Annotated in this window: 19 protein-coding genes; all 19 read right to left on the reverse strand. The window is 43.5% G+C overall.

Annotation, left to right across the window (positions count from 1 at the left end):
- Positions 1 to 4: 4 nt before the first annotated feature.
- Entirely contained in the window at positions 5 to 412 is a 408-nt protein-coding gene (fliN, locus tag L3V77_RS12570; protein WP_195703950.1) for a flagellar motor switch protein FliN, read from the reverse strand.
- A gap of 33 nt (positions 413 to 445) precedes the next feature.
- Positions 446 to 1,498: a flagellar motor switch protein FliM gene (fliM, locus tag L3V77_RS12575; RefSeq protein WP_275134473.1), complete on the reverse strand. Its 1,053-nt coding sequence runs from the start codon at positions 1,496 to 1,498 to the stop codon at positions 446 to 448.
- A gap of 7 nt (positions 1,499 to 1,505) precedes the next feature.
- Complete coding sequence (gene fliL / locus L3V77_RS12580; protein ID WP_275134474.1) at positions 1,506 to 2,009, reverse strand: flagellar basal body-associated protein FliL; 504 nt, start codon at positions 2,007 to 2,009, stop codon at positions 1,506 to 1,508.
- Between the two features lie 67 nt (positions 2,010 to 2,076).
- The gene (locus L3V77_RS12585) at positions 2,077 to 4,095 is read right to left on the reverse strand and encodes a flagellar hook-length control protein FliK (protein WP_275134475.1); all 2,019 of its coding nucleotides are present in this window, start codon (positions 4,093 to 4,095) and stop codon (positions 2,077 to 2,079) included.
- A gap of 154 nt (positions 4,096 to 4,249) precedes the next feature.
- Positions 4,250 to 4,693 carry a flagellar export protein FliJ gene (fliJ, locus tag L3V77_RS12590; protein WP_195703954.1) on the reverse strand — a complete coding sequence of 148 codons (444 nt, stop codon included), beginning with the start codon at positions 4,691 to 4,693 and terminating at the stop codon, positions 4,250 to 4,252.
- Positions 4,693 to 6,024, reverse strand: coding sequence for a flagellar protein export ATPase FliI (fliI, locus tag L3V77_RS12595; RefSeq protein ID WP_275134476.1), 1,332 nt, complete (start codon positions 6,022 to 6,024; stop codon positions 4,693 to 4,695). The genes fliJ and fliI overlap by 1 nt, the downstream gene beginning before the upstream one ends.
- Complete coding sequence (gene fliH, locus L3V77_RS12600; RefSeq protein ID WP_275134477.1) at positions 6,024 to 6,824, reverse strand: flagellar assembly protein FliH; 801 nt, start codon at positions 6,822 to 6,824, stop codon at positions 6,024 to 6,026. Before fliH ends, fliI begins: the two co-directional genes overlap by 1 nt.
- A gap of 26 nt (positions 6,825 to 6,850) precedes the next feature.
- Positions 6,851 to 7,909: a flagellar motor switch protein FliG gene (fliG, locus tag L3V77_RS12605; RefSeq protein ID WP_275134478.1), complete on the reverse strand. Its 1,059-nt coding sequence runs from the start codon at positions 7,907 to 7,909 to the stop codon at positions 6,851 to 6,853.
- A complete protein-coding gene (fliF, locus tag L3V77_RS12610) occupies positions 7,902 to 9,650 on the reverse strand; it encodes a flagellar basal-body MS-ring/collar protein FliF (RefSeq protein ID WP_275134479.1) in 1,749 nt (582 codons plus the stop codon). Before fliF ends, fliG begins: the two co-directional genes overlap by 8 nt.
- A 15-nt stretch (positions 9,651 to 9,665) precedes the next feature.
- Positions 9,666 to 9,977: a flagellar hook-basal body complex protein FliE gene (gene fliE / locus L3V77_RS12615; protein WP_195703959.1), complete on the reverse strand. Its 312-nt coding sequence runs from the start codon at positions 9,975 to 9,977 to the stop codon at positions 9,666 to 9,668.
- Positions 9,978 to 10,179: 202 nt separating this feature from the next.
- The gene (locus L3V77_RS12620) at positions 10,180 to 11,622 is read right to left on the reverse strand and encodes a sigma-54 dependent transcriptional regulator (protein ID WP_275134480.1); all 1,443 of its coding nucleotides are present in this window, start codon (positions 11,620 to 11,622) and stop codon (positions 10,180 to 10,182) included.
- Positions 11,622 to 12,659, reverse strand: a complete 1,038-nt coding sequence (locus L3V77_RS12625) for an ATP-binding protein (protein WP_275134481.1) — start codon at positions 12,657 to 12,659, stop codon at positions 11,622 to 11,624. Before L3V77_RS12625 ends, L3V77_RS12620 begins: the two co-directional genes overlap by 1 nt.
- Positions 12,660 to 12,795: 136 nt before the next feature.
- Positions 12,796 to 14,256: a sigma-54 dependent transcriptional regulator gene (locus L3V77_RS12630; RefSeq protein WP_275134482.1), complete on the reverse strand. Its 1,461-nt coding sequence runs from the start codon at positions 14,254 to 14,256 to the stop codon at positions 12,796 to 12,798.
- Between the two features lie 229 nt (positions 14,257 to 14,485).
- The gene (gene fliS / locus L3V77_RS12635; protein ID WP_195703963.1) at positions 14,486 to 14,896 is read right to left on the reverse strand and encodes a flagellar export chaperone FliS; all 411 of its coding nucleotides are present in this window, start codon (positions 14,894 to 14,896) and stop codon (positions 14,486 to 14,488) included.
- A 13-nt stretch (positions 14,897 to 14,909) separates the two neighbouring features.
- Positions 14,910 to 15,215, reverse strand: a complete 306-nt coding sequence (locus tag L3V77_RS12640; RefSeq protein WP_275134483.1) for a flagellar protein FliT — start codon at positions 15,213 to 15,215, stop codon at positions 14,910 to 14,912.
- A 4-nt stretch (positions 15,216 to 15,219) separates the two neighbouring features.
- A complete protein-coding gene (gene fliD, locus L3V77_RS12645) occupies positions 15,220 to 17,241 on the reverse strand; it encodes a flagellar filament capping protein FliD (RefSeq protein ID WP_275134484.1) in 2,022 nt (673 codons plus the stop codon).
- 20 nt (positions 17,242 to 17,261) lie between these two features.
- A complete protein-coding gene (locus L3V77_RS12650) occupies positions 17,262 to 17,720 on the reverse strand; it encodes a flagellar protein FlaG (protein WP_275134485.1) in 459 nt (152 codons plus the stop codon).
- 77 nt (positions 17,721 to 17,797) lie between these two features.
- Positions 17,798 to 18,934 (reverse strand): flagellin, encoded by a 1,137-nt coding sequence (locus tag L3V77_RS12655; RefSeq protein ID WP_275134486.1) that lies wholly within the window; start codon positions 18,932 to 18,934, stop codon positions 17,798 to 17,800.
- Between the two features lie 360 nt (positions 18,935 to 19,294).
- Positions 19,295 to 20,425, reverse strand: a complete 1,131-nt coding sequence (locus tag L3V77_RS12660; RefSeq protein ID WP_275134487.1) for a flagellin — start codon at positions 20,423 to 20,425, stop codon at positions 19,295 to 19,297.
- Positions 20,426 to 20,991 lie beyond the last annotated feature (566 nt).

Raw genomic sequence — 20,991 nt, forward strand, 5'->3', positions numbered from 1 at the left:
AATACTATCGAAGTTTCTTGATTCGTTCAGTTTGACTGATGACATCGGTTAACCGAATACCAAATTTATCATTGACAACGACGACTTCCCCGTGGGCAATCAACGTACCGTTGACCATTACGTCTAACGACTCCCCTGCAATTCTGTCTAGCTCTACTACTGAGCCCTGGTTCAATTGAAGAAGGTTACGGATACTAATTTGTGAGCGACCTACTTCCATAGAAATCGTCACCGGAATATCCATTATCGTATCAAGTTTACGACGCTCATCTTCGGAAATTGGCGTTGATTGGTCAGACAGCTCTTCTAACGGAGCGAGTTCCGCTTCATTTGAGCCACCCATCGCTGCGGGGTCTTCACCCAGTGCAGCTGCCCATTCGTCTGCTAGTTTTTGATCGTCACTCGGTTCCATTGTCATCTACCTATTATTTTATTTACTTATTTTCTAATCATCGTCTGAATCAGACGAAGCACTACCAATTTCTGACATGATATCTTTTCCTAAGAAAGCAATATCCGTCTTAACAACATCCGGTCGTTTGATCTTTTCAGATACCTGTACAGCCAGTTTCTCGCTTGAGCGCCCCATCTTCACTCGATAGGTAGGCAGTTCTTCCACAAACATAGTCGCATTTTCAGGCATATCAATGGGTATAACATCGCCAGGCCTTAATTCCATGAGGTCTCTTAATGAAATATTTTTTTCAAGCAGATTAACCCTAAAATTAACCGGCACATCCATAATTTCATCTCGCAGCGCAGAGCTCCAACGAATATCCGTTTCCATCTTATCGGACTGAACACCTGCATCGAGTAATTCACGTATAGGCTCAACCATTGAGTATGGCATCACGACGTGAAAATCACCGCCACCGCCATCAACTTCGATATGGAACGAACTGACGACAATCACTTCTGTCGGACTAACAATATTCGCCATACTTGGGTTAACTTCGGAATCTAGGTATTCAAATTCAACCCCCATGACTGGAGACCATGCCTCTTTGTAATCCTCAAAAACAACCTTTAACAGCAGTTGAATAATTCTTCGTTCCGTCGGTGTGAATTCCCGCCCTTCAATCTTAGCGTGAAACCGACCATCGCCACCAAAAAAATTCTCTACCAAGATGAAAACCAAGCGCGCTTCCATGGTAACCAGTGCCGTCCCTTTTAATGGTCTAAATCGAACCATATTAAGACTTGTTGGTACATATAATGTGTTTTGGTATTCACCAAACTTCATCATTTGAACGCCGTTGATCGAAACCTCTGCCGTTTTTCGTAACATATTGAACAAGCTGACTCGCATATGGCGAGCAAAACGTTCATTGATTAGCTCCAGGGTCGGCATGCGACCACGAACGATTCGGTCTTGTGAAGAAAAGTCGAAACTGACTGTTCCTTCAACATCCGTATCCAGTTCGTCTTCTGCGTCATCTACATCGTCAACGCCGTGCAGTAGCGCATCAATTTCGTCTTGGGATAATAAGTCTGTCACTTGAAACCTATTGAATTACAAAATCAGTGAATAGCACCTTTTCGATAACAGGTTGCCCAACTAATTCCGTCATGGTTGCTCGAATATTTTCCGTCGCTTGGTTACGTAGCTCAGTTCGACCTGTCGGCGTTCTAAGCTGCTCAACTGTCGTTGAGGCCAAGGTGTTTAAAATTGTACTTTCAATTAATGGTGAATGATGCCTTGCGAGATCTTCATTTTTTATACCACGTACCATCACCTGAACTTTAATTTGTACTAACCTGTCTCGCTGTTTTCCAGGCGCACTAAAGAGGAAAGGTTGTGGAATATTCACATACGATGCAGGTTCTGGTAGTCCCATTTGGCTTGCGGTGAGCTGATCATTCGACGAATCAGAACTATCCGAGCCTAGAAAAAAGAACGCGGCACCTCCACCAACGGCAATCAATACCACTACAGCAATGATGATAATCATCATTTTACTCTTACCTTTCGGTGCATCTCCACCGTTTACTTGTTGCGCATCTGCCATAGCAATCTCAAATTATTCCATTTTCAAAGACTTATACACTGATAAATCCATAGGGGATACCAAAATATTAAGCGTAAAAACTGATTCCATCATCTTTTGATTTAATATTCACGTCAAGATTGATGCTTTCGTCAACATTTCCGCCGCCCTCTCCCAATAATCCATTCGTACCGTTCGGATTATTCGACTCATTTGACGCATATTGCCCTTGCTGCTGACCAGAATTTTGTTGGTGAACGGATGAATCAGACAATTGTAAACCTTGTTGAGCAAGCATCTCTCTTAACCGTGGCATCGCTTGTTCCACAATATCTCTGGCTTGCTGGTTTGCAACAGTAAATTGAACCGAAGCCGCATCTCCGTTCATCGTCATTCTAATCTGCATTCTACCTAACTCCGGTGGGTCGAGACGAATATCAATATTTTTAAGATTTTTTGACAGCATCATTTGTACTTGATCTGACAGTTTCTCTCCGGCGACTTCACGAGAAAGTTGTAATGGCGATTGTTGAACTGCTTGTTGAATACCGGTCTTAAGCTGTGCCTGTTGTAATCCTTGTTGTGCCGCCAGTCCAGAGAGTTGTTGAGACAATCCACTCTCTTTATCGTCACTCTTATTCCCAGACTTCATCGCACCTGCAACGCCGGCTGTAGCCAATGCGGTCTTCATCATGTGTTGCTGAGAGTTTGCGTTAGTTGCAACCATAACCTGAGTCGGATTAAAGGGTTGTGTTTGGTGTAACTGAGCATTATTAAGTTCCGCGGCGGTCACTGACGTTTGAGCGAGCAAAGGCGCTTTGTCTAGGCTTTGTGTTTGAGCAGCATGTTGTTGTAAATACTGTGGTGTATGTAACTGCTGCGCTGCGGCCGTTGCAACGGCCGTTGGCTTAGCTAACTCTGCGGACGCTTTTAGCTGCTCCGGCTGCACGTTGGAATTGGTTACCTGAATTAAATACTCTAACTCTTCTGGCGATAACGCTTCTATATCCGCATCGCTCAGATTCAACTGAGCCATTGTAGCTTCGATTTGTGCTTTATCCGCTTTCGCTAACACGGTTCCTACTGAAGCGATGCCTATAGTGGCAAGTGTCTCTTCTGTTTCGACATCTGTTTGAGTATTACCCCAGATCAGTTCTTCTGTGGATTGTGGTATTGGTTTTCCTTGAGATGCGACTGCTCCTTCAGCAGGGACCACTTGTTCCTTTAGTGATTGCTGAGTTGCACCATGTTCAAGTTGTTGAGTCGCATCCTTTCCATTTTGTAGAACAAACTCTTTTTGTAATTCATTTGATACGCCTCTATTCCCACTCGCACCAACTGCCTCATTCGCTGAGGTATTTTCATCTTTCTGTTGAGACTGTTTACCCATCAACCCCACTTGGTCTAGTTCAATATTCTCTTCTTGACCGTTACGTTCTAGTGAGGGTATAGATTGAGACGACGATTCAAGTGATTCACTCTGGGCCAATTTTTCATCAGGTAATTGACCTGTCATTTTTGAATCTTGCCGTTGGACCGTGTCTTGATTTTGGGATGTCGATTTCTCTATAAATTGGCTTAAGGCAGGATCTTCTTCTCGTTTATTGGAGGCTTCTTCCGCACTTTTAGATTCCTGAGGAAAAAGTTTGCCGTCTTCATTTTTAAGTGCATGACTAGAATCGTCAAGTCTTTCTAGAAGCTCATTACCTTCGCTCATCGTCTTTGCTGCTTTTTCCTGATCAGGCGAGGTGTCGCTAAGCGGCAACCTATTTACAGCTTCATCACTCTCGGCAGAGGAGGATTGAGAACTCTCTGAATCAGGCTTTGCTTTAGCGTTTTCGTCACCCTCACCTTCGCCTTCAACGGCGACGTCATCATCAATAAGCGTGTCAACACCCGGCACACTCACTTCCGCTTCTGACACGTCGGTTTTAATCACCTGAGTGTCTTCGGTCGATTCCGTTTCAGATTGAAAAATAGCACCTAAAGCACTCAAAAAACTTCCTGATTCAGTAGAATCAGTAGATGCAATTGCGTCGCTTGCGCCCGTTTGTAGGCGTGTACTGGTTTTTCCGACGTCACTTACAGATAAGGAGGTTTGATTCATATAAACAGTCTCTTACGCGTTTTCTACAAAGGAACGATTACTAGGTTCCAACTTATGGCCAAAACGTCTTATTGCCGCTTGTCATTCTTAACAGGGTAGAAATGCAAAAATCAGACCACACAATAAAGAATGACTGAGATGGCTGGTTTATAATTTATAAATGTGTCTTTCCACGGGCATACTGCAGTGTCGTAAACTCGTCCATCTGTTTCTGTTCGAGATAGTTTTCTATTTTCTGTTTTTCTTTGCGCTTTTTCTCTATCATCCAGTCATAGGAGCGTTTCTGTTTTCTTGTCTCCAGCCAATGCTCTTGGCAGTTGTCGACTTGGGATTTGAAGTGTCCCTCTGCCTCACGTTGTTTCTTAAGTGTGTTATCCAACTGAGTCAAAAAGCGGTTGAGATGTCCGTACTCGCTCGCCGATAGGCCATTTTTTCCACGGTCAATCAACTGGTGACAATAATCCAATCGGTAGCGTTCGATCTGAGCAACTTGCTTGTAATAGTCTTCTAATTCTGAGCGCGCTTTATTGAGTGCAAGTACCGCGTTATTCTCGCGTTCGCTAGCCTGCTCTAACAAAAAATCTAATGCATTTTCCATCAGTTATTGTCCGATGATTGCAGGATGTTCCGCAACATATGCACACACATATCGTAAGGAACAGACTCTTTCATACTCTGTTGTAGATATTGATCTAGCGTCGGCTTAATAGTAAACGCACTATCTATCGCGGGATTGGTTCCTGGTTTATAAGCACCGATAGAAACCAAATCTTGGTTTTTACGACAAATAGAGAGTATTTGGCGAACGGTTTTCGACATCAACATATGTTCATCATCAGTAATCTGAGGCATAACACGACTTACTGATTTCTCGACATCAATGGCGGGATAATGACCGGCATCAGCCATCTCTCTAGAGAGCACAATATGCCCATCTAGAATCGCCCGTGAGGCATCAGCAATAGGATCTTGAAGGTCATCACCTTCGGTTAAAACAGTAAAAAATGCGGTAATAGAACCCTGTTCAGGGCTACCGTTTCCTGCTCTTTCAACCAAGGCGGGTAACTTAGCAAATACAGAAGGTGGGTAGCCCTTTGTGGCTGGCGGTTCGCCAACAGATAAGGCGATCTCCCTTTGAGCTTGAGCAAAACGAGTTAGTGAATCCATCAGGAGAAGAACATCGAGGCCTTGATCACGAAAGTATTCCGCGATCGTGAGTGCGGTTTGGCAGCCTTTTAGTCGCATCAATGGTGAGGAATCGGCTGGAGCGGCAACAACAACTGAACGCCTTCGACCATCTTCACCAAGTATTTCTTCTATAAACTCTTTAACTTCTCGGCCACGTTCACCAATCAAGCCAACCACCACCACCTGTGCAGTGGTTCCTCTGGTCATCATTCCTAACGTGACAGATTTACCCACACCAGAACCGGCAAATAGCCCAATGCGTTGCCCTTTACCTACCGTCAACAAGCCGTTTATTGCTTTTAGTCCCACATCCAGAGGTTCAGTGATCGGTTTTCGCAGCAATGGATTAATAGGTTCAGAGGTAAATGAGGCGCGCTGCTCTGTGTAGATTTCTCCTAACCCATCAATCGGGTTACCAACGCCATCAAGTACACGCCCCAGCAACTCCATTCCTACTGCTAACCCGCCTTCACTTGTAATTGGGGTCACTTTTGCTCCGGGTAATATACCGGCGATCTGTTCACTGGGCATTAAATATAGATTTTCGCCTGAAAAACCAACCACTTCGGCTTCCATTACGCCATTTAATGTCTCTACCTGACACAAACTGCCTATCGGTGCCCGACAACCCGTAGCCTCTAGGGTTAGACCGACAACCCTAACCAATTTTCCTGAAGCAATGGCTCGCGTGGTTAAGCCTTGAGTTTTATAGTTAGATAGTCGTTCAGCAAGCGCTAACATTACTCATTTCCCTGAAAGCGATTTGCACTGCAGAAAGAGTGAATAACAGAACGAATACGCTCTTCCATTTTAAAACTTACACTGGATTCACCCGCTTCTATTTGGACATCACCTCGATTGAGCGAAGGTTCGCTCGCTAAAGTCCAATTGCGACAATTAAGCTCTTCGTCACCGTAGGCCGATTGAACGATAGATACATCCTCTGGATTAAGCTTAAACGTTATGGCGTGGCCCGAAATCGGTAATGCTTCAACTGATTCTTTAATGGTATCTAAGATAACTTGAGGGTTGGTTTGCACTTCAATACGCACCACTTCTTTGGTTAATGTGAGCACCATTTCAACCAACTGTTTTTCTACTTGGGCATTCATCAACTCTAGTGGTTGAGCAAACTGATTGGCCAGGTTCATGAAGTGGTCAACTTGTTGCTTTATAAATTCTTGTCCTTCTTGAATTCCTTCGGCTTTACCAAGTTCTAGACCTTCTATTTGGCCTTCTTGTACACCTTGTTCTTTGCCTTTCTCATACCCGGCGTTAAATCCCGCTTCTTGCCCCTTATGATAACCTTCTTGGTGCGCGCTTTTCTTTATCTCTTCAATGGCAGATTCGGTCAATTCAACGGGTATTGCTGTTGCTGGTTCATCGAAATCGGGTATCCAACCTGGATCGTAATTAAACGCTGTCTCTTTAGCGTTTTTATGCGTCTCTGAGGTGTAATCTGGTAGGCCCCATTTTTCAGGCTTCACCGTCGCGCCGTCTTCATCCGGACGCAAAAATCCTCTTTTCCGTTCAAGAGACATACATTACCTGCTTTGTTTAATGACCATTATAAGAACTCGTCGGCACCGCCAGACAGCATAATCTCGCCGCTGTCGGCCAGTTTTCTTGCCACGCTCAAGATCTCTTTCTGAGCGGATTCTACATCGGCAACACGTACTGGAGGCATCGCTTCTATATCGTCGCGCATCATCTCTGCTGCACGTTTGGACATGTTCTTGAATATCTTCTCGCGTAGTCCTTCGTCGGCACCTTTTAGTGCTTTTTGTAGAACATCTTGCGGTACATCGCGCAACAGTTTTTGTACGCCTTGATCGTCCACTTCGATTAAGTTTTCGAATACGAACATCAGATCTTGAATTTGCGTTGCCATATCTTCATCTTGGTCTCTAATCTGGTCGATTAAGACACCTTCAACGCTATTGTCCATATAGTTCATGATTTCTGCCGCGGCTTTCAGGCCACCAATTTTCGCCGCTTGAGCACCAGCTTGACCAGCAAACTGTTTCTCCATAATCTCATTCAATTCGGCTAACGCAGATGGTTGAACTTCTTCTAAATTAGCAATACGCATCATAAGATCTAACCTGACTCGCTCAGGGAACTGAGATAAAATTTCAGCGGATTGATCAGCATCCAAGTAAGACAGTACAATCGTTTGAATCTGTGGGTGCTCATTAATAATAATGGTTGCAACCTGTCGTGGGTCCATCCATTTCAATGAATCCAAACCTTTAGAGCCGGTTCCCAATAGGATTTGATCGACTAGGTTACCCGCTTTGTCTTCACCAAGAGCAGCAACCAGCGCTTTCCGCATAAAGTCTTCACTACCCATACCGATATTGGTGTACTTCTGGATATCTTCTAAAAAGGCTCTGTGTACGGCCGTAACTTTATCGTTATTTAGGTCACTTGCTCGTGCCATCGCACTACCTACGCGCTGAACCTGTTTTGGTTCTAAGTGACGAATGATACCAGCAGCATCTTCTTCACTTAAGCTTAGTAGTAGTATTGCTGCTCGTTCATCACCAAGAATATTCGCTATATCAACGGGTTCTGTTGTCGCTGGAGGTCCACCCTCTTCACGTTTTACAATTTCATCAGGCATCTGCTATTAACCAATTTTTAACTACCTGAGCCGCTAGCTCAGGTTCATTCGCGACCAGTGCTCGAACAGCTTTGAGCACATCTTCATCTTTATGTAGGTTTGGCAAATCAATACCAGACCCAAATTCAAACGCTTCACCACTTTCAATATCACTGCCGATTAAACTGGTTTCACCATCGGCATTGATTGGTAACCCATCAGGGCCATATTGCACAGCTTCGTCATCATCATGTGGATTAAGTAATTTCTTCATCGCCGGGCGAATTAACACAATAACAACAATAATGATAACCAAAGCACTTGCTGCCCAACGGACCCACTCATTAAAGTTAGGGTGATCCCATATGGCGGATTCTGTTACTTCAGCAAATTCAGGTTCAGCAAACTTAACACTCAGTACATTCAGTAGATCACCACGTTGCTCACTAAACCCTACCGCGCCAATAATCACTTGCTTAATCGCGTTGATTTCACCTTCTGATAATGGCTGATAAGTCACTTCACCAGTATCTGGATTTGTCATCGCACGATTTTTAATCGCAACCGAAACCGTTTGGCGGTCAATAACGCCCGTTTGACGTCGCTCATGGCTGATGGTGGTATCTAATTCAAAATTACGCGTCGCTTCTTTGTGGACAGAACCCTGACCAAGCATAGATCCGTCTTTCATCTGAGCAACATCTTGTGGAATGGAAGCATCCGCTGGCGGTTGATTGCTCAACGCCCCCGGTACACCAGCAACAACACTGCCGTTGTTGTAATCTTCTAATGTGTACTCACTTCGCGTAGCTGGAGTTTGTGGGTCATATTGTCTACGCGTCTGTTCAATAGCACTAAAATTGAGTTGAACATCCACTTGAGCGGTATAATTTCCAATGCCCAAAATGGGCATTAAAACAGAATCAATTTTGTCTCTTAATGCCTGTTCTTGTTTTCTTTCTATATCTTGTTCTTTACGTCGCGCTGTCGCTAGAGGGTCTTGAGAACCTGAACTTAAGAGCCGTCCATGTTGGTCGGTTACCGTAACACGTGTCGGCTTCATGCCAGGAACAGCACTCCCTACCATATCAACGATAGAGTCGACCTCTTCTTGCTTTAGGCTAGAGCCTGTCGCTAAAGTAACAAACACCGTTGCAGACGCATCTTGATTGTGGCGGACAAAAACACTTTGTTGAGGCAATGCAAGTAGAACAGAAGCCTTTCGGATCTGACGCATCTGTTCAATCGCTTCGGCTAATTGTCTCTCTCGGCTGAGTTTTAACCTTTCTTTTTCAAGGCGTTGAGAAACACCAAACCCCATATCATTGAGAAGAATGTCGTCACCGGCATCACTGCTCTGATTTAGACCAGCTCGTGCCAAGTTCAATTTTAACTGACTATATTCAGCTGCTGGGATGGAAATGGTGTTGCCATCCAGTTTGTAATCTTGTTTTTGCTGATCGAGATAATCAAGAATTGGAATCAATTCTTCGGTTTCGTATGATCCGAGAGGACGCAATTCTGGCTCTTTGACCCAGAAGAAAAGCATGACAATAAGAGCAACACAGATTGAAATAGATAGAACCAATACCACTTGACGAAGCAGATCTAAATCACCCATTGCCAAATCGGCCTTTGAGGAACTTTTTTCATGCAAATCTGGGTCTTGTATTGAGCTATCCATGCCACCTGCGCCAGCCAATAATGCGCTACCACTTGAATCACTTACCGCCAAATCTGTTGATTGTTTTTCGTCAGCCACTATTTTTCACCCAACCTAAACTGGCATGTTCATTAATTGTTTATAAGATTCGACAAGCTTATTTCTAACTTGGATGGTTGCGTCAAAAGCGACGCTTGACTTATTTTTTGCGATCATGACATCGGATAGAGACACATTTTCGTCTCCTCTATCGAAACGCATTTGAACGTCACTAGATGCTTTTTGCAGAGAGTTTACGTTGTTAATGGCAGAGTTAAGTAGTTTTCCAAAATCAGCACTGACTGTCTGACTCGTTGCTAATGGATTACTATTCGATGCTTCTAGCATCATCGCCTGCATTTCGCCTTGAATTCCACTAATATTCATTTCATCTCCACCAGCCAATTTTTTGACTTTTCATTCTGATCTGAGATCAAATTTGCAATTAGCATGCCAGCAACTAGGTGCAAGCCATAATGCTAACAAACCCTTTTGCATTCTTTGTGTAAATTCATGGCTATAGCACGCTGTATAATTAAGGAACCAGCAATACAGAAATATGGATCAGACATCAAAGGGCAATGATTGATCAGCTAGGAAGTTCTATACCTGCATCACGCATTTTAGCCAATTTATAACGCAAGGTCCTAGGACTGACACCCAGCTTTTCGGCTATCTCTTTTCGTCGACCATTACACTCAACTAATGTCTCAAGTATGATGGCAAATTCTTGATCCCTTAGCTCATTACCTAACCCTTCTCCTGATAAAGTGCTCTTAGTAAGAGGTACCGACACTGGAACATCGGGGTTTACTTCGGCGATAGGACGAACCGTCGGAGCCATACTATTTGCATGAACACCACTTGCTTCCACAACGCTTTGTAGGCTGCTAGCGTCGTGCCAATCAACCCCTTCCAGTAATATGTGGTCACCTTGAATATCACCATATTCACTTAGAATAAGTGCACGCTGAATAATGTTGTCTAGTTCACGCACATTACCTGGCCACGGATAGCTTAGCAGTTTAGCCATGGCACTATTTGAAATAGAAGGGACAGGCGATCCTAATTTTTGACAGTGTCGTTCCGCCAAATGTTTGGCAAGCGGTTCTATGTCGTCTTTTCGTTGTGTCAGCGGAGGCCAAGAGATCGGAAACACGTTCAGGCGATAATATAAATCTTCCCTAAAATTACCTTCCGATACGTACTGCTTCAAGTCTCGGTTACTGGTTGCAAGCACACGAACATCAAGCTTGATGCTTTTTCTACTGCCAAGGCGTTCCACTTCTCGCTCTTGCAATACTCGTAAGAGTTTCGCTTGTAGGCTCAGATCCATCTCGCTGATTTCGTCGAGTAGTATCGTACCACCTTGAGCTTGTTCAAATTTACCCGGACAGGCTTGAATCGCGCCAGTAAACGCCCCTTTTTCATAACCAAACAAGGTGGCTTCTAGCATGTTATCTGGAATAGCGGCGCAGTTAATGGCGACAAATGGACCATTTTTTCGATTTGAAGCATTATGAATGTAACGTGACATCACTTCTTTACCTGAACCACTTGGTCCCAATATCATCACGTTTGCGTCTGTTTTTGCGACCTTATCTGCCAACAGCAGCAGCTTCAAACTTTTTTCATCGGCGACAATCGCGTCACCATTATCATCATTTTTAACTGGTGCGTAACGGGAAACCATATTTAAGAGCACTTCTGGTGCGAATGGTTTAGCCATATAATCAATGGCTCCCTCTTTCATCGCGGCTACCGCATCTTCAATATTTGCGTACGCTGTCATAAGCAGAACGGGGAGATTTGGTCGATGTTGCTTGATATTTCTTAACAGAGCTAAACCACCCATACCAGCCATTTGCACATCTGAAACGACAATATCAACCTCTTGAGATTTTAACTTCACAAGTGCATCTTCAGCGCAATCGGCTTCTATCCACTCGTAACCAGCTAAGGCTAAAGTATCCACCAACGCCTCGCGTAGACCCTCATCGTCTTCAACGATTAACACTTTGCTTTGAGCCATTATTCTTCTCCAGAGTGAGTTTCGATGGGAAGGCACATAGTGAAGCATGCACCATCCCCTTCTTCTGATATTAATTCTAAACGGCCTTTGTGAGCGCGACAAACCATCTGAACCACCGCTAAACCTAAGCCTGTGCCTTGAGACCGAGTGGTAAAGAAGGGTTCCATAATTTTAGCTTGTAGCTCTTGAGGTACACCTGGGCCACTATCTTGAACCGATATTTTCAATTCATTATTTACCGGTCTAAAAAACACATCTACTTGCGATTCTTTGCCAGCAATTTGTATCGCATTTATGACCAAATTACTCAGTGCAGAAGCAATCGCATTCGCATTACCCAGTAACTGTAAGTCTTCTTTCTCTACTTCCAGAAAGTAATCTATTTGGTTATTTTTTACCGCGGTTTCTATCATTGGCTGAAACTCAGAGACGAGTTCACTCACCGTAAAAGCATTGACGACTTTATTATCACCACCTTTGGCGAATAACAGCATGTCGTTGACTTGTTTTTCTAGGTCATGTAAACGGTCCATCAATTTTGTCTGAAACCTTTCCCTTGTTGGAATGGGAAGGTTGGCAGCACCAAGATTTGACGCGTATAACATTGCACTGGAAAGAGGGGTACGAACTTGATGAGCCAATGAAGCAACCATTCGACCAAGTGATGACAATCTTTGTAAATCACCAACTCGAGATTGCAATAGACGGGTTTCCGTCAGGTCAGTGATGAGGATAAGCTGTCCTGTCGATGAGGCTGAAATGGCCAACCTCACTTTTCGACCGTTTCTCAATGAGATCTCGTGACCATCATCATCTTTGGGGGAGAAAGCGCTTTGAATGACCGCATACCATTTCTGCCCTACTAACGGGACTTCCAGTAATTTTTGCGCTTCTGGATTGGCCTCTTTCACTTCGCCTTGAGTATCTAACAAAATCACTCCAGCAGGCATAACATCTAATACTTGCTTATACCTTGCCACCTGTTCTTCAAGCGAACCTAAGTGAGTTTGATTTTCCCCAACGGAAAGTGATGCCATGTCGATATCTCTGATAAATAGAACAATGGCTTAGCATGCAATTAACAGGCCAAGCCATTGTTTAATATATATCAATGAGTTACACATAAATCTTGAGCGTCATTTTATTGACAAAAGAGTGTGCATTTTTGACAGATTATCTTTGAAGGTTGTACTTTTTCATTTTTTCAACCAAGGTAGTTCGTCTTATTTCCAACATATCAGCCGCTCTTGCTACTACACCATCTTGCATATTCAGTGCTTGGTTGATTAAGTCTACTTCAAGATCAGCAAGGTACTCTTTAAGATTTAGCCCTTCTGTAGGCAAACTGTATACATCGGAGCAGTTGTCATCACTAAGTTCTTGTGATGAAAAATTGGGTGAGAAAATGCTGCTCAACACATCACGCTCTTGTTCTTCAATACTCTCTGAATTTGAATTATACTCTGGTTGAAATTCCGGAATATCACTATAGCGATATTTGGTTGGTAAGTTCGTCACATCAACCAATTTATTCGGATACAAGATAACCATACGTTCAACCAAATTTGCCAACTCACGAACATTTCCCGGCCAAGTATGATCCATAAGTGAGTCAACGGCTCTTGGGGCAAACCTGATTGCTTGACTCCCTTCCGCTTCCATTCTCGACATGAGCTCAGACAGCAACAATGGTATATCTTCGCTTCGTTCTCGCAATGCGGGCATTTCGATTGGAAAAACGTTCAAACGGTAATAAAGATCCTCTCTAAAGCCACCGTCGTTGATCATCTCGTCCAAATTTCGATGGGTCGCTGCAATAATTCTAACATTTACCTTAATGGTGCTATTACCGCCAACACGCTCAAAACATCTCTCTTGCAAAACACGTAGCAACTTTACCTGCATTGACATTGGCATATCACCAATTTCGTCAAGAAAAATAGTACCGCCTTCTGCCAGTTCGAATCGTCCTTTTCTAGCGGTGATCGCACCAGTAAATGCGCCTTTTTCATGGCCAAAAAGTTCACTTTCTAAAAGATCGGCCGGGATTGCACCACAGTTAATCGGCACAAATGGTCCCTTTCGCCTTGATGAATGGTAATGAACATTTCTTGCGACAACCTCTTTACCGGTTCCAGACTCCCCAAGAATAAGAACGTTTGCATCTGTGATGGCGACTTGCTCAATCAAATGGCGGACTTCTTTTATTCCTGCGCTTTCACCCACTAAGCTTCTAAACAGCGTACTTTTACGTCCACTAGCAAACTCACTGCTCTGTTTGCCTAAAAATATGGCACAGTGGTGAAGAGCATCGGTAAGTTGCGTGTAATTGAGAGGAGAAAAAAGTTCACCGATAAAATGTGGAAACTCACACATTGAATCTATTTTTTTCCCTAGAGTAAGGGTTGGGATATGGATTGATTTTTGAATCTTTCCAGCAACGATCATTTCCGCTTTTTTGTCGTTTATAGAACCCAAGATACAAGCAGACCATTCAGTTGACCATTTGACAGAATCGAGTTGATTCGATTTGACAATATGAGCTTGCTCTCCGATGAATTCCAGAATTGTGGCTAGCTGAAGCTGCAACTTTTCATCATCTTCAATTACCAAAAGTTTAGCTAATCTATCCATAGCGTTAATAAAGTGCCTTTATCTATTTTCCAATGTGATGTCTTATCGGCTGAGTAATCTAGACAAAGTTTCTTCTAACGATAGCCAATTGAGTGAGAACAGTAACAAAAAAAGCCCACTAGATGAGTGAACTCTGCTCTAATGGGCGTTATTTTATGGTATCTGTGAAATAAGGCAACAAACTAAATGTCAGTATTGGCTGTATTTTAACCTAATATTCATTAAATCATCACTGTCCTAGTTCCGCAGCTGTCAGATTATGATACTCATTTGGTATCTGATCCCACGCGGATTTTATCTCTCTAAGGATATCAACCACGTCATCAATAGCTTGAGGATTGCTCTCCACATTGGCTAATGCGATCTGAGTAATCATGAATTCATATAGCTGATCTAGGTTTTGGGCAACGTCACCACCCTCATCCATAGAAAGACAGGTGCGTAGGCTAATAACAATATCAAGTGCCTTACCCAAGCGCTCACCTTTAACGGCGATATTGCCTTGAGCCATCGCGGCTTTGCCTTGCACCAAGCGTTCAATTGCACCTGCCATCAGCATCTGAATCACTTTGTGTGGAGAAGCCGCACTCAATTGACTATCTACAGATACCTTTTTATATGCTTGTAATGAACCGCGCATGGTATTCCTCTTCTTATAAAAACTGTTGGTAACGCTGAACCGATTTGTTACCGTGACGATACTTCTTAAGCTGCTCACCTAACTGGCTGGTTTCTTTTTGAACCAACCCGACAAGTTGTTTCGTCCGCAATATCGCGTCTTGCCAATCTTGTGAATTCTCACCATCTGGAACAGACTTAAACGTTAAAATAATCTCTTGCAAAATATGTTCCCTTTCATTTATCAGTGAAAGGATTTCATCGCTATCTATCTCATTTTCTTGGAGTAAAGCGATCAAGCTGAAATCTAAGGCCTTTAAGTTGTCTAATAATTGAGTCAATTTATTATCCCAACGCGTTCATCATGCCCGAAAGTTGCCCTTGCATTTTTGTCGTAGCATCTTGCATGGCCATAAATTTATTTTTGGTTCTGTCTTCTAAGCTAACCATCCTGCGATCGAGTTGTGTTTGTTGATCGCTTAATCTGAAATTTTGTTCTCGCAATGAGTTTTCTCGGGTTCTAATGGTTCCCGTTACACCCGTCATTGACTGGATGGCATCTTCTACTTTTTTTGCAAACCCTTGATTGCCACCAAAGAATGCCTCTAGCTTAGTAAAATTCTTGTTAAGTTGCCTATCGAGCATCTTATCATTAATCTCTAGTGTACCCTGTCTCGTGCTCGTGATCCCGAACTCCGTCAATGTTTTCAGATCTTCCGGTGCATTTTCTACCGCGGTAGAAAATGCAGTTTTCAGGCGTGATTGTGCTGAGCGAACGATACTGTCGCCCGCCAATGGTCCAGCGGCACCAGTTTGTGGATCAACCGCTGCCAAATCACTAGAAATTTGATGAAATTGATTATAGGCATTAACAAACTGTTCGATATCTTCTCGCACACTTTGTCGGTCATATTCAACACCAATCTCGGTTCTCTTTTCCGTCGGGTCAGTTACCCCCTTCACGGTAATATCGATACCGTCAATGGCATTCTCTATCACATTGTTTTCGCTACTCAACTGAGCAATACCATCCAGCATGACGACGGAGTCTTGCGCCGATTGGACCTCAGTCATACCAACATAACCTGCCATCGAATCTAAAGCACTTTGTAGCGCCGATTGCGTATCATCGATCTTGACTTGTCGTGCACGTTCTTCTGGTGGCAACAAGTCAAGCTTTGCTTGATAAGCTTGCTCTTCAGTCATCGTTCCCATTATTACAGAATCATCAATTTTCGTTCTTTGTTCAGCAAGTTTTGCATCTTGTTCCGCTTTCTCGGCAACAGTGTCTGCATCCATTTGGCTGACTCTCAGATTCTCTGCAATCAGTGCTTCTTCGGGTGTGAGGTAAGAGTCGGTCAATGTGCCCGATGCTGTGTTATTCCAACCTGGCACATCACCCATTTTGTTCAGTGCTTTCTCATCCAGTTCAGGCTCGGGAGGTTCATAGGAGTCGAGCAACGTTCCCGAGGCGGTTTCTGACCATCCGGGAATAGAGTCTTCTGGTTTAACAAAAGATGGAACGATATTTCCGTCGGCATCCCGAGTTGTGACTAAAGTTTCTGCTGCAGCCTTACCCCTCGCCTCGTCGGGTGAAACCTCGTTAGATGTTGCTTGCTCGAGTTGGCCATTTTCGTTTTGCTGTAAAGCCGTGCCAATTTGATTGGCAATCTCTTGCCCGAGTGTAGGTGCGGCAAGCGCATTTGCCGCCGCATTTTTTGCCACTTCAAGCGCGCTGATTCGCTCTTCAAGTGTTTTAAATTCAAATTTTTTGAGTGGATTACCCGATTTTGATTCAACCGACAATTTGATGTCGTTATCTACACCCGATCGATCTGACGCAACAATTAAACGTTTGCCATTCGCATCATTTATAATTGAAGCTCTGACTCCGGGGTTGTTCCCTGCCCCATTTATGCCACGTACAACATCTATCATGCTTGAACGGTCTTTTACATCAACCGTAAAATTATCATCACCTAGAGCAATTTGCAGCTTACCCGGACCAAATTCTGTATCCTCAGAAATAGCCTCTGAGGCAACTTTATGGCTCTGAGCAAGCTGCAGCACATCGATAGCATATCGGCCAGCAATTGCTTCTGTTGTCGCTGAGGCAGACACAACATCATCATCGGTAGACTCTACGGTTCGTACCGCAAAGGCTTTTTCCTGACGAAAGTTTGCCATCAGACTTTTCATCGTATCCAGTGACTCTCTGAGCCGACCGTATGCACTAATATCGGTACCAATTTGCGCACGATCATTATCGATCCGAGCTTGCTTAGGCACACGCTCGGAATCAACAATTTTGCTGACCATGGAATTGATATCCATACCAGATGACATACCCAAAGGGCCTAAACTCATTCAACTCACCTATAAGACAGTTAAACTGATTCTTCTATAATAAATCCAGAAGAAGAAGCAGCAGCTAAGCGCCTAAGTATAATTAACATCTCTTCGTCAGGGATCTGTCGTATTATGTCGCCAGTACTGGCTTCATAAATCGTCACAACATCTCTTCCTAACTCCTCATCGACTCGAAACGAAAGCCCTTTATTGATAGAGTTAACAAATTCATCCATTTTCTCTACCATCATTTCAAGTTGTACTTTGTTGATATCAATTCTTTTTTGAACCAATTCTTCAACTGCTTTCGTTTTTTCTGCCATGTCAGTTTCGCTCACTGCTTTACCGACATCCTTTTGAGTAGACACTGATTTATTAGTCGCGCTATCACTATCCAAAGCAAGATTTATGCCACCATTATTACCGCTGGCGTTACCAAATTTCCCGTTTGGTTCGCCATACGATTGGATGTTCGATGTGTATGTGGATATATCCATACCGATCTCCCTTCCACCTAGTTGGTAAGCGATTAATCACTATTGACGGTAAGCACAGGCTCGAAGCCTACACTTACTTATCCCAACAAACTTAGTGCGGCTGATGGCGCTTGCTTCGCCTGAGCTAGCACCGATGTACTCGCATTCTGAAGAATTTGAGATTTAGTCATCTGGGTCGTCTCTTTAGCAAAATCGGTATCCATAATCCGACTTCTGGAAGCATTAACATTCTCGTTAATGTTATCCAAATTGCTGATCGCATGATTAAAACGATTCTGGAATGCACCAAGACCAGCACGATGACTGTCTACATTTTTCAATGCACCGTCTAGTATAGCAACGGCTTGCTGAGATCCAGCAACAGTGGTTACATCGATATCATCGACGCTCTGCTCAGTACCCGCTCCTATGTTAAGTTCACCTGCTAATGCGCCACTAAAGCTCACATCACCATTCTGGACACTTTGATTAGAAGCAAACACTTGAAGCTTTCCTTCTTCACCAACCGAGGCTTTAACATCGCTATTTTGACCATTAATGTACGTCGCGAGCTCTTCCAAATCATTTCCAGCTTTCGCATTAACAGTGATCTCTTTCGCTTCGCCTGATTCATCATTATAGGAGATAATAAGGTCGTTGGAACCGGCTTGCACAGACCAATTTTCATCTTTCCCTTCTGCTGCGGTATAGCTCTTTCCAGCCATAGCTGAATCATCCGAGCGCATATTACCCATAGATAAAATGACAGCTTCACCGGAATCCGCACCAATTTGGAATGATTTGGTACCGTAAGAGCCATTCAGCAGTTTGTTACCACCAAATGACGTCGTTTCTGCAATACGATTAAGTTCGTCATTAAGCGCAGAGATCTCTTCTTGAATCGCAACACGTTCAGAACGAGAATTCGAACCATTAGACGATTGTAAGGAAAGGTCACGCATACGTTGCATAATATTGGTCGTTTCTTTCATCGCACCTTCAGCGGTTTGAGCAATAGAAATACCATCATTTGCATTACGGACAGCCATGTCTAAACCACGGCTTTGAGCGGTAAGTCGGTTGGAAATCTGTAGACCAGCGGCGTCATCTTTCGCGCCATTAATCTTATAGCCTGAAGACAGGCGTTCCATCGATTTGTTGAGTCCGTCAGCAGCACCCGACAGGTGTCGTTGAGCGGTCATTGCAGACACGTTAGTGTTTACATTCATAGCCATAATTGATCTCCTTAGGCATAATAGGGTGATGGGCCGTCGCGTCTCTCACCTCGCTTAGGCACATCTAGTTTTATTTCTCTCGTCCCTTGTAACGGCGGGATAAGAAATACCTTTAGGAAATTATTTAAAATTCTTCTGAAATAAACAATGGTGTGAATTTGATCACAGTATGTATGAAAAGCAACCACCCTTATAGCTCGACTTTTCTTTTTAGACACGAGAGCAGGCAATCTCTGCTGAACCTGCACGTTGTCCCTACCTCGATTCAAAGCTCAGGTAACTTTCTTATCCTTCTAAAACAACAAAACCCAGCCATATAGGCTGGGTTTAAGGAGATGACAACAGATGTTGCTGTCAGAATTAACCGAGTAGGCTAAGTGCTGTCTGTGGTGCTTGCTTCGCTTGAGCAAGTATTGACGTTGATGCCTGTTGCAGGATTTGAGACTTAGTCATCGCGGTGGTTTCTTTCGCGAAGTCAGTATCCTTGATTCGGCTGTTAGACGCGTTAACATTCTCGTTAATGTTGTCTAGGTTATTGATTGCGTGGTCGAAACGGTTTTGGAATGCACCAAGCTCACTTCGATGGCTGTCCACATACTTCATCGCTGCATCTACAACAGCAACCGCTTCTTGCGCTCCACCGACAGAAGTCACGTCAAGAGTATCGACCGTTACCGCCGTTGCTGGGCCCATACCAAGCTCACCCGCTAGGGTTCCACTGAATGATACTTCGCCTTGAACCGTGTTGTTACCAGCAAAAACTTGTAGACGACCATCTTCATCAACAGAAGCACTCACTGCATCTTGCTGACCATTGATGTACGTTGCTAGCTCTTCAATATCGTCGCCAGCTTTCGCATTAACGGTAAATTCTTGTACATCGCCAGATTTGTTCGTCAAGCCGATAACCATTGTTGCATCTTTAGATACAGCCCAATCTTTACCTTGACCATTCTCCGCTTTGTAAGCGCTACCGCCCATCATCGCATTATCTGAACGCATGTCTTTTAGGCTAAGCATGACCGCTTCACCATTATCCGAACCGATTTGGAAAGATTTCGTTCCGTGTGTGCCGTTAAGCAGTTTGTTACCACCGAATGATGTGGTTTCCGCTATTCGGTTTAATTCGTCGTTCAGTGCTGTTACTTCTTCTTGAATCGCTACACGCTCTTGTTTTGAGTTAGAGCCGTTGGCAGATTGAAGTGACAAATCACGAACACGTTGAAGGATGTTCGATGTTTCTTTCATCGCGCCTTCAGCGGTTTGGGCAATCGAAATACCGTCGTTTGCATTTCGTACTGCTACGTCTAAGCCACGGCTTTGTGCATTCAAACGATTCGAGATTTGTAGACCCGCTGCATCGTCTTTTGCGTTGTTGATTTTAAAGCCAGAAGATAGGCGTTCCATTGAGCTGTTTAGGTCGCTCGCGGCGCCAGACAAGTGACGTTGTGCTGTCATTGCGGCTACGTTTGTATTTACATTTACTGCCATGGTGATTCTCCAATTGATTTTCCGTTAAAGCGGTTTCCGACGTCTCAGAAAACCAAGTAGTTCTCTCAAAGTTACTTTCATTAACGGCTCATATGTAGAATCCTTTAGAAAAAAATTCGTTTTTTTTTACTAATTATTTCTAACCACCTACAAATGTGACCTTTCTCATAAAAATCAAACAAAGCCTACCGATAGAGCTAAAGATTTTATTTAAATTGCCGAGAGCAAGGGGTTTTAAAAAAAATATCAGGATAAGATAGCGCCACAAATCAGCAGCCCTACTGCATTAAATTTGTGTCTTTGTTTCTTCAATAGATAGGTAGATAACAAGCACTGAGTAGCATTCGTGACGGTTCATCAAAAGGTAGACTCTGTAACTTTTGAATATGCTTAATTTGAGGAAGGAACAAATAGACTTAATATAACGAAGAGAATTAGCAACACCGAACGAATTTTTTGGCCTATATTGAAAATCACTTTAAATTCAATATCATCAAGAATCAACCTGACACTACTTCAGTTTAACGATATTTTTGACTTATTCCGAGATCAGAACCACTTATTGA

The organism is Vibrio sp. DW001, assembly GCF_029016285.1.
Classification (GTDB): domain Bacteria; phylum Pseudomonadota; class Gammaproteobacteria; order Enterobacterales; family Vibrionaceae; genus Vibrio.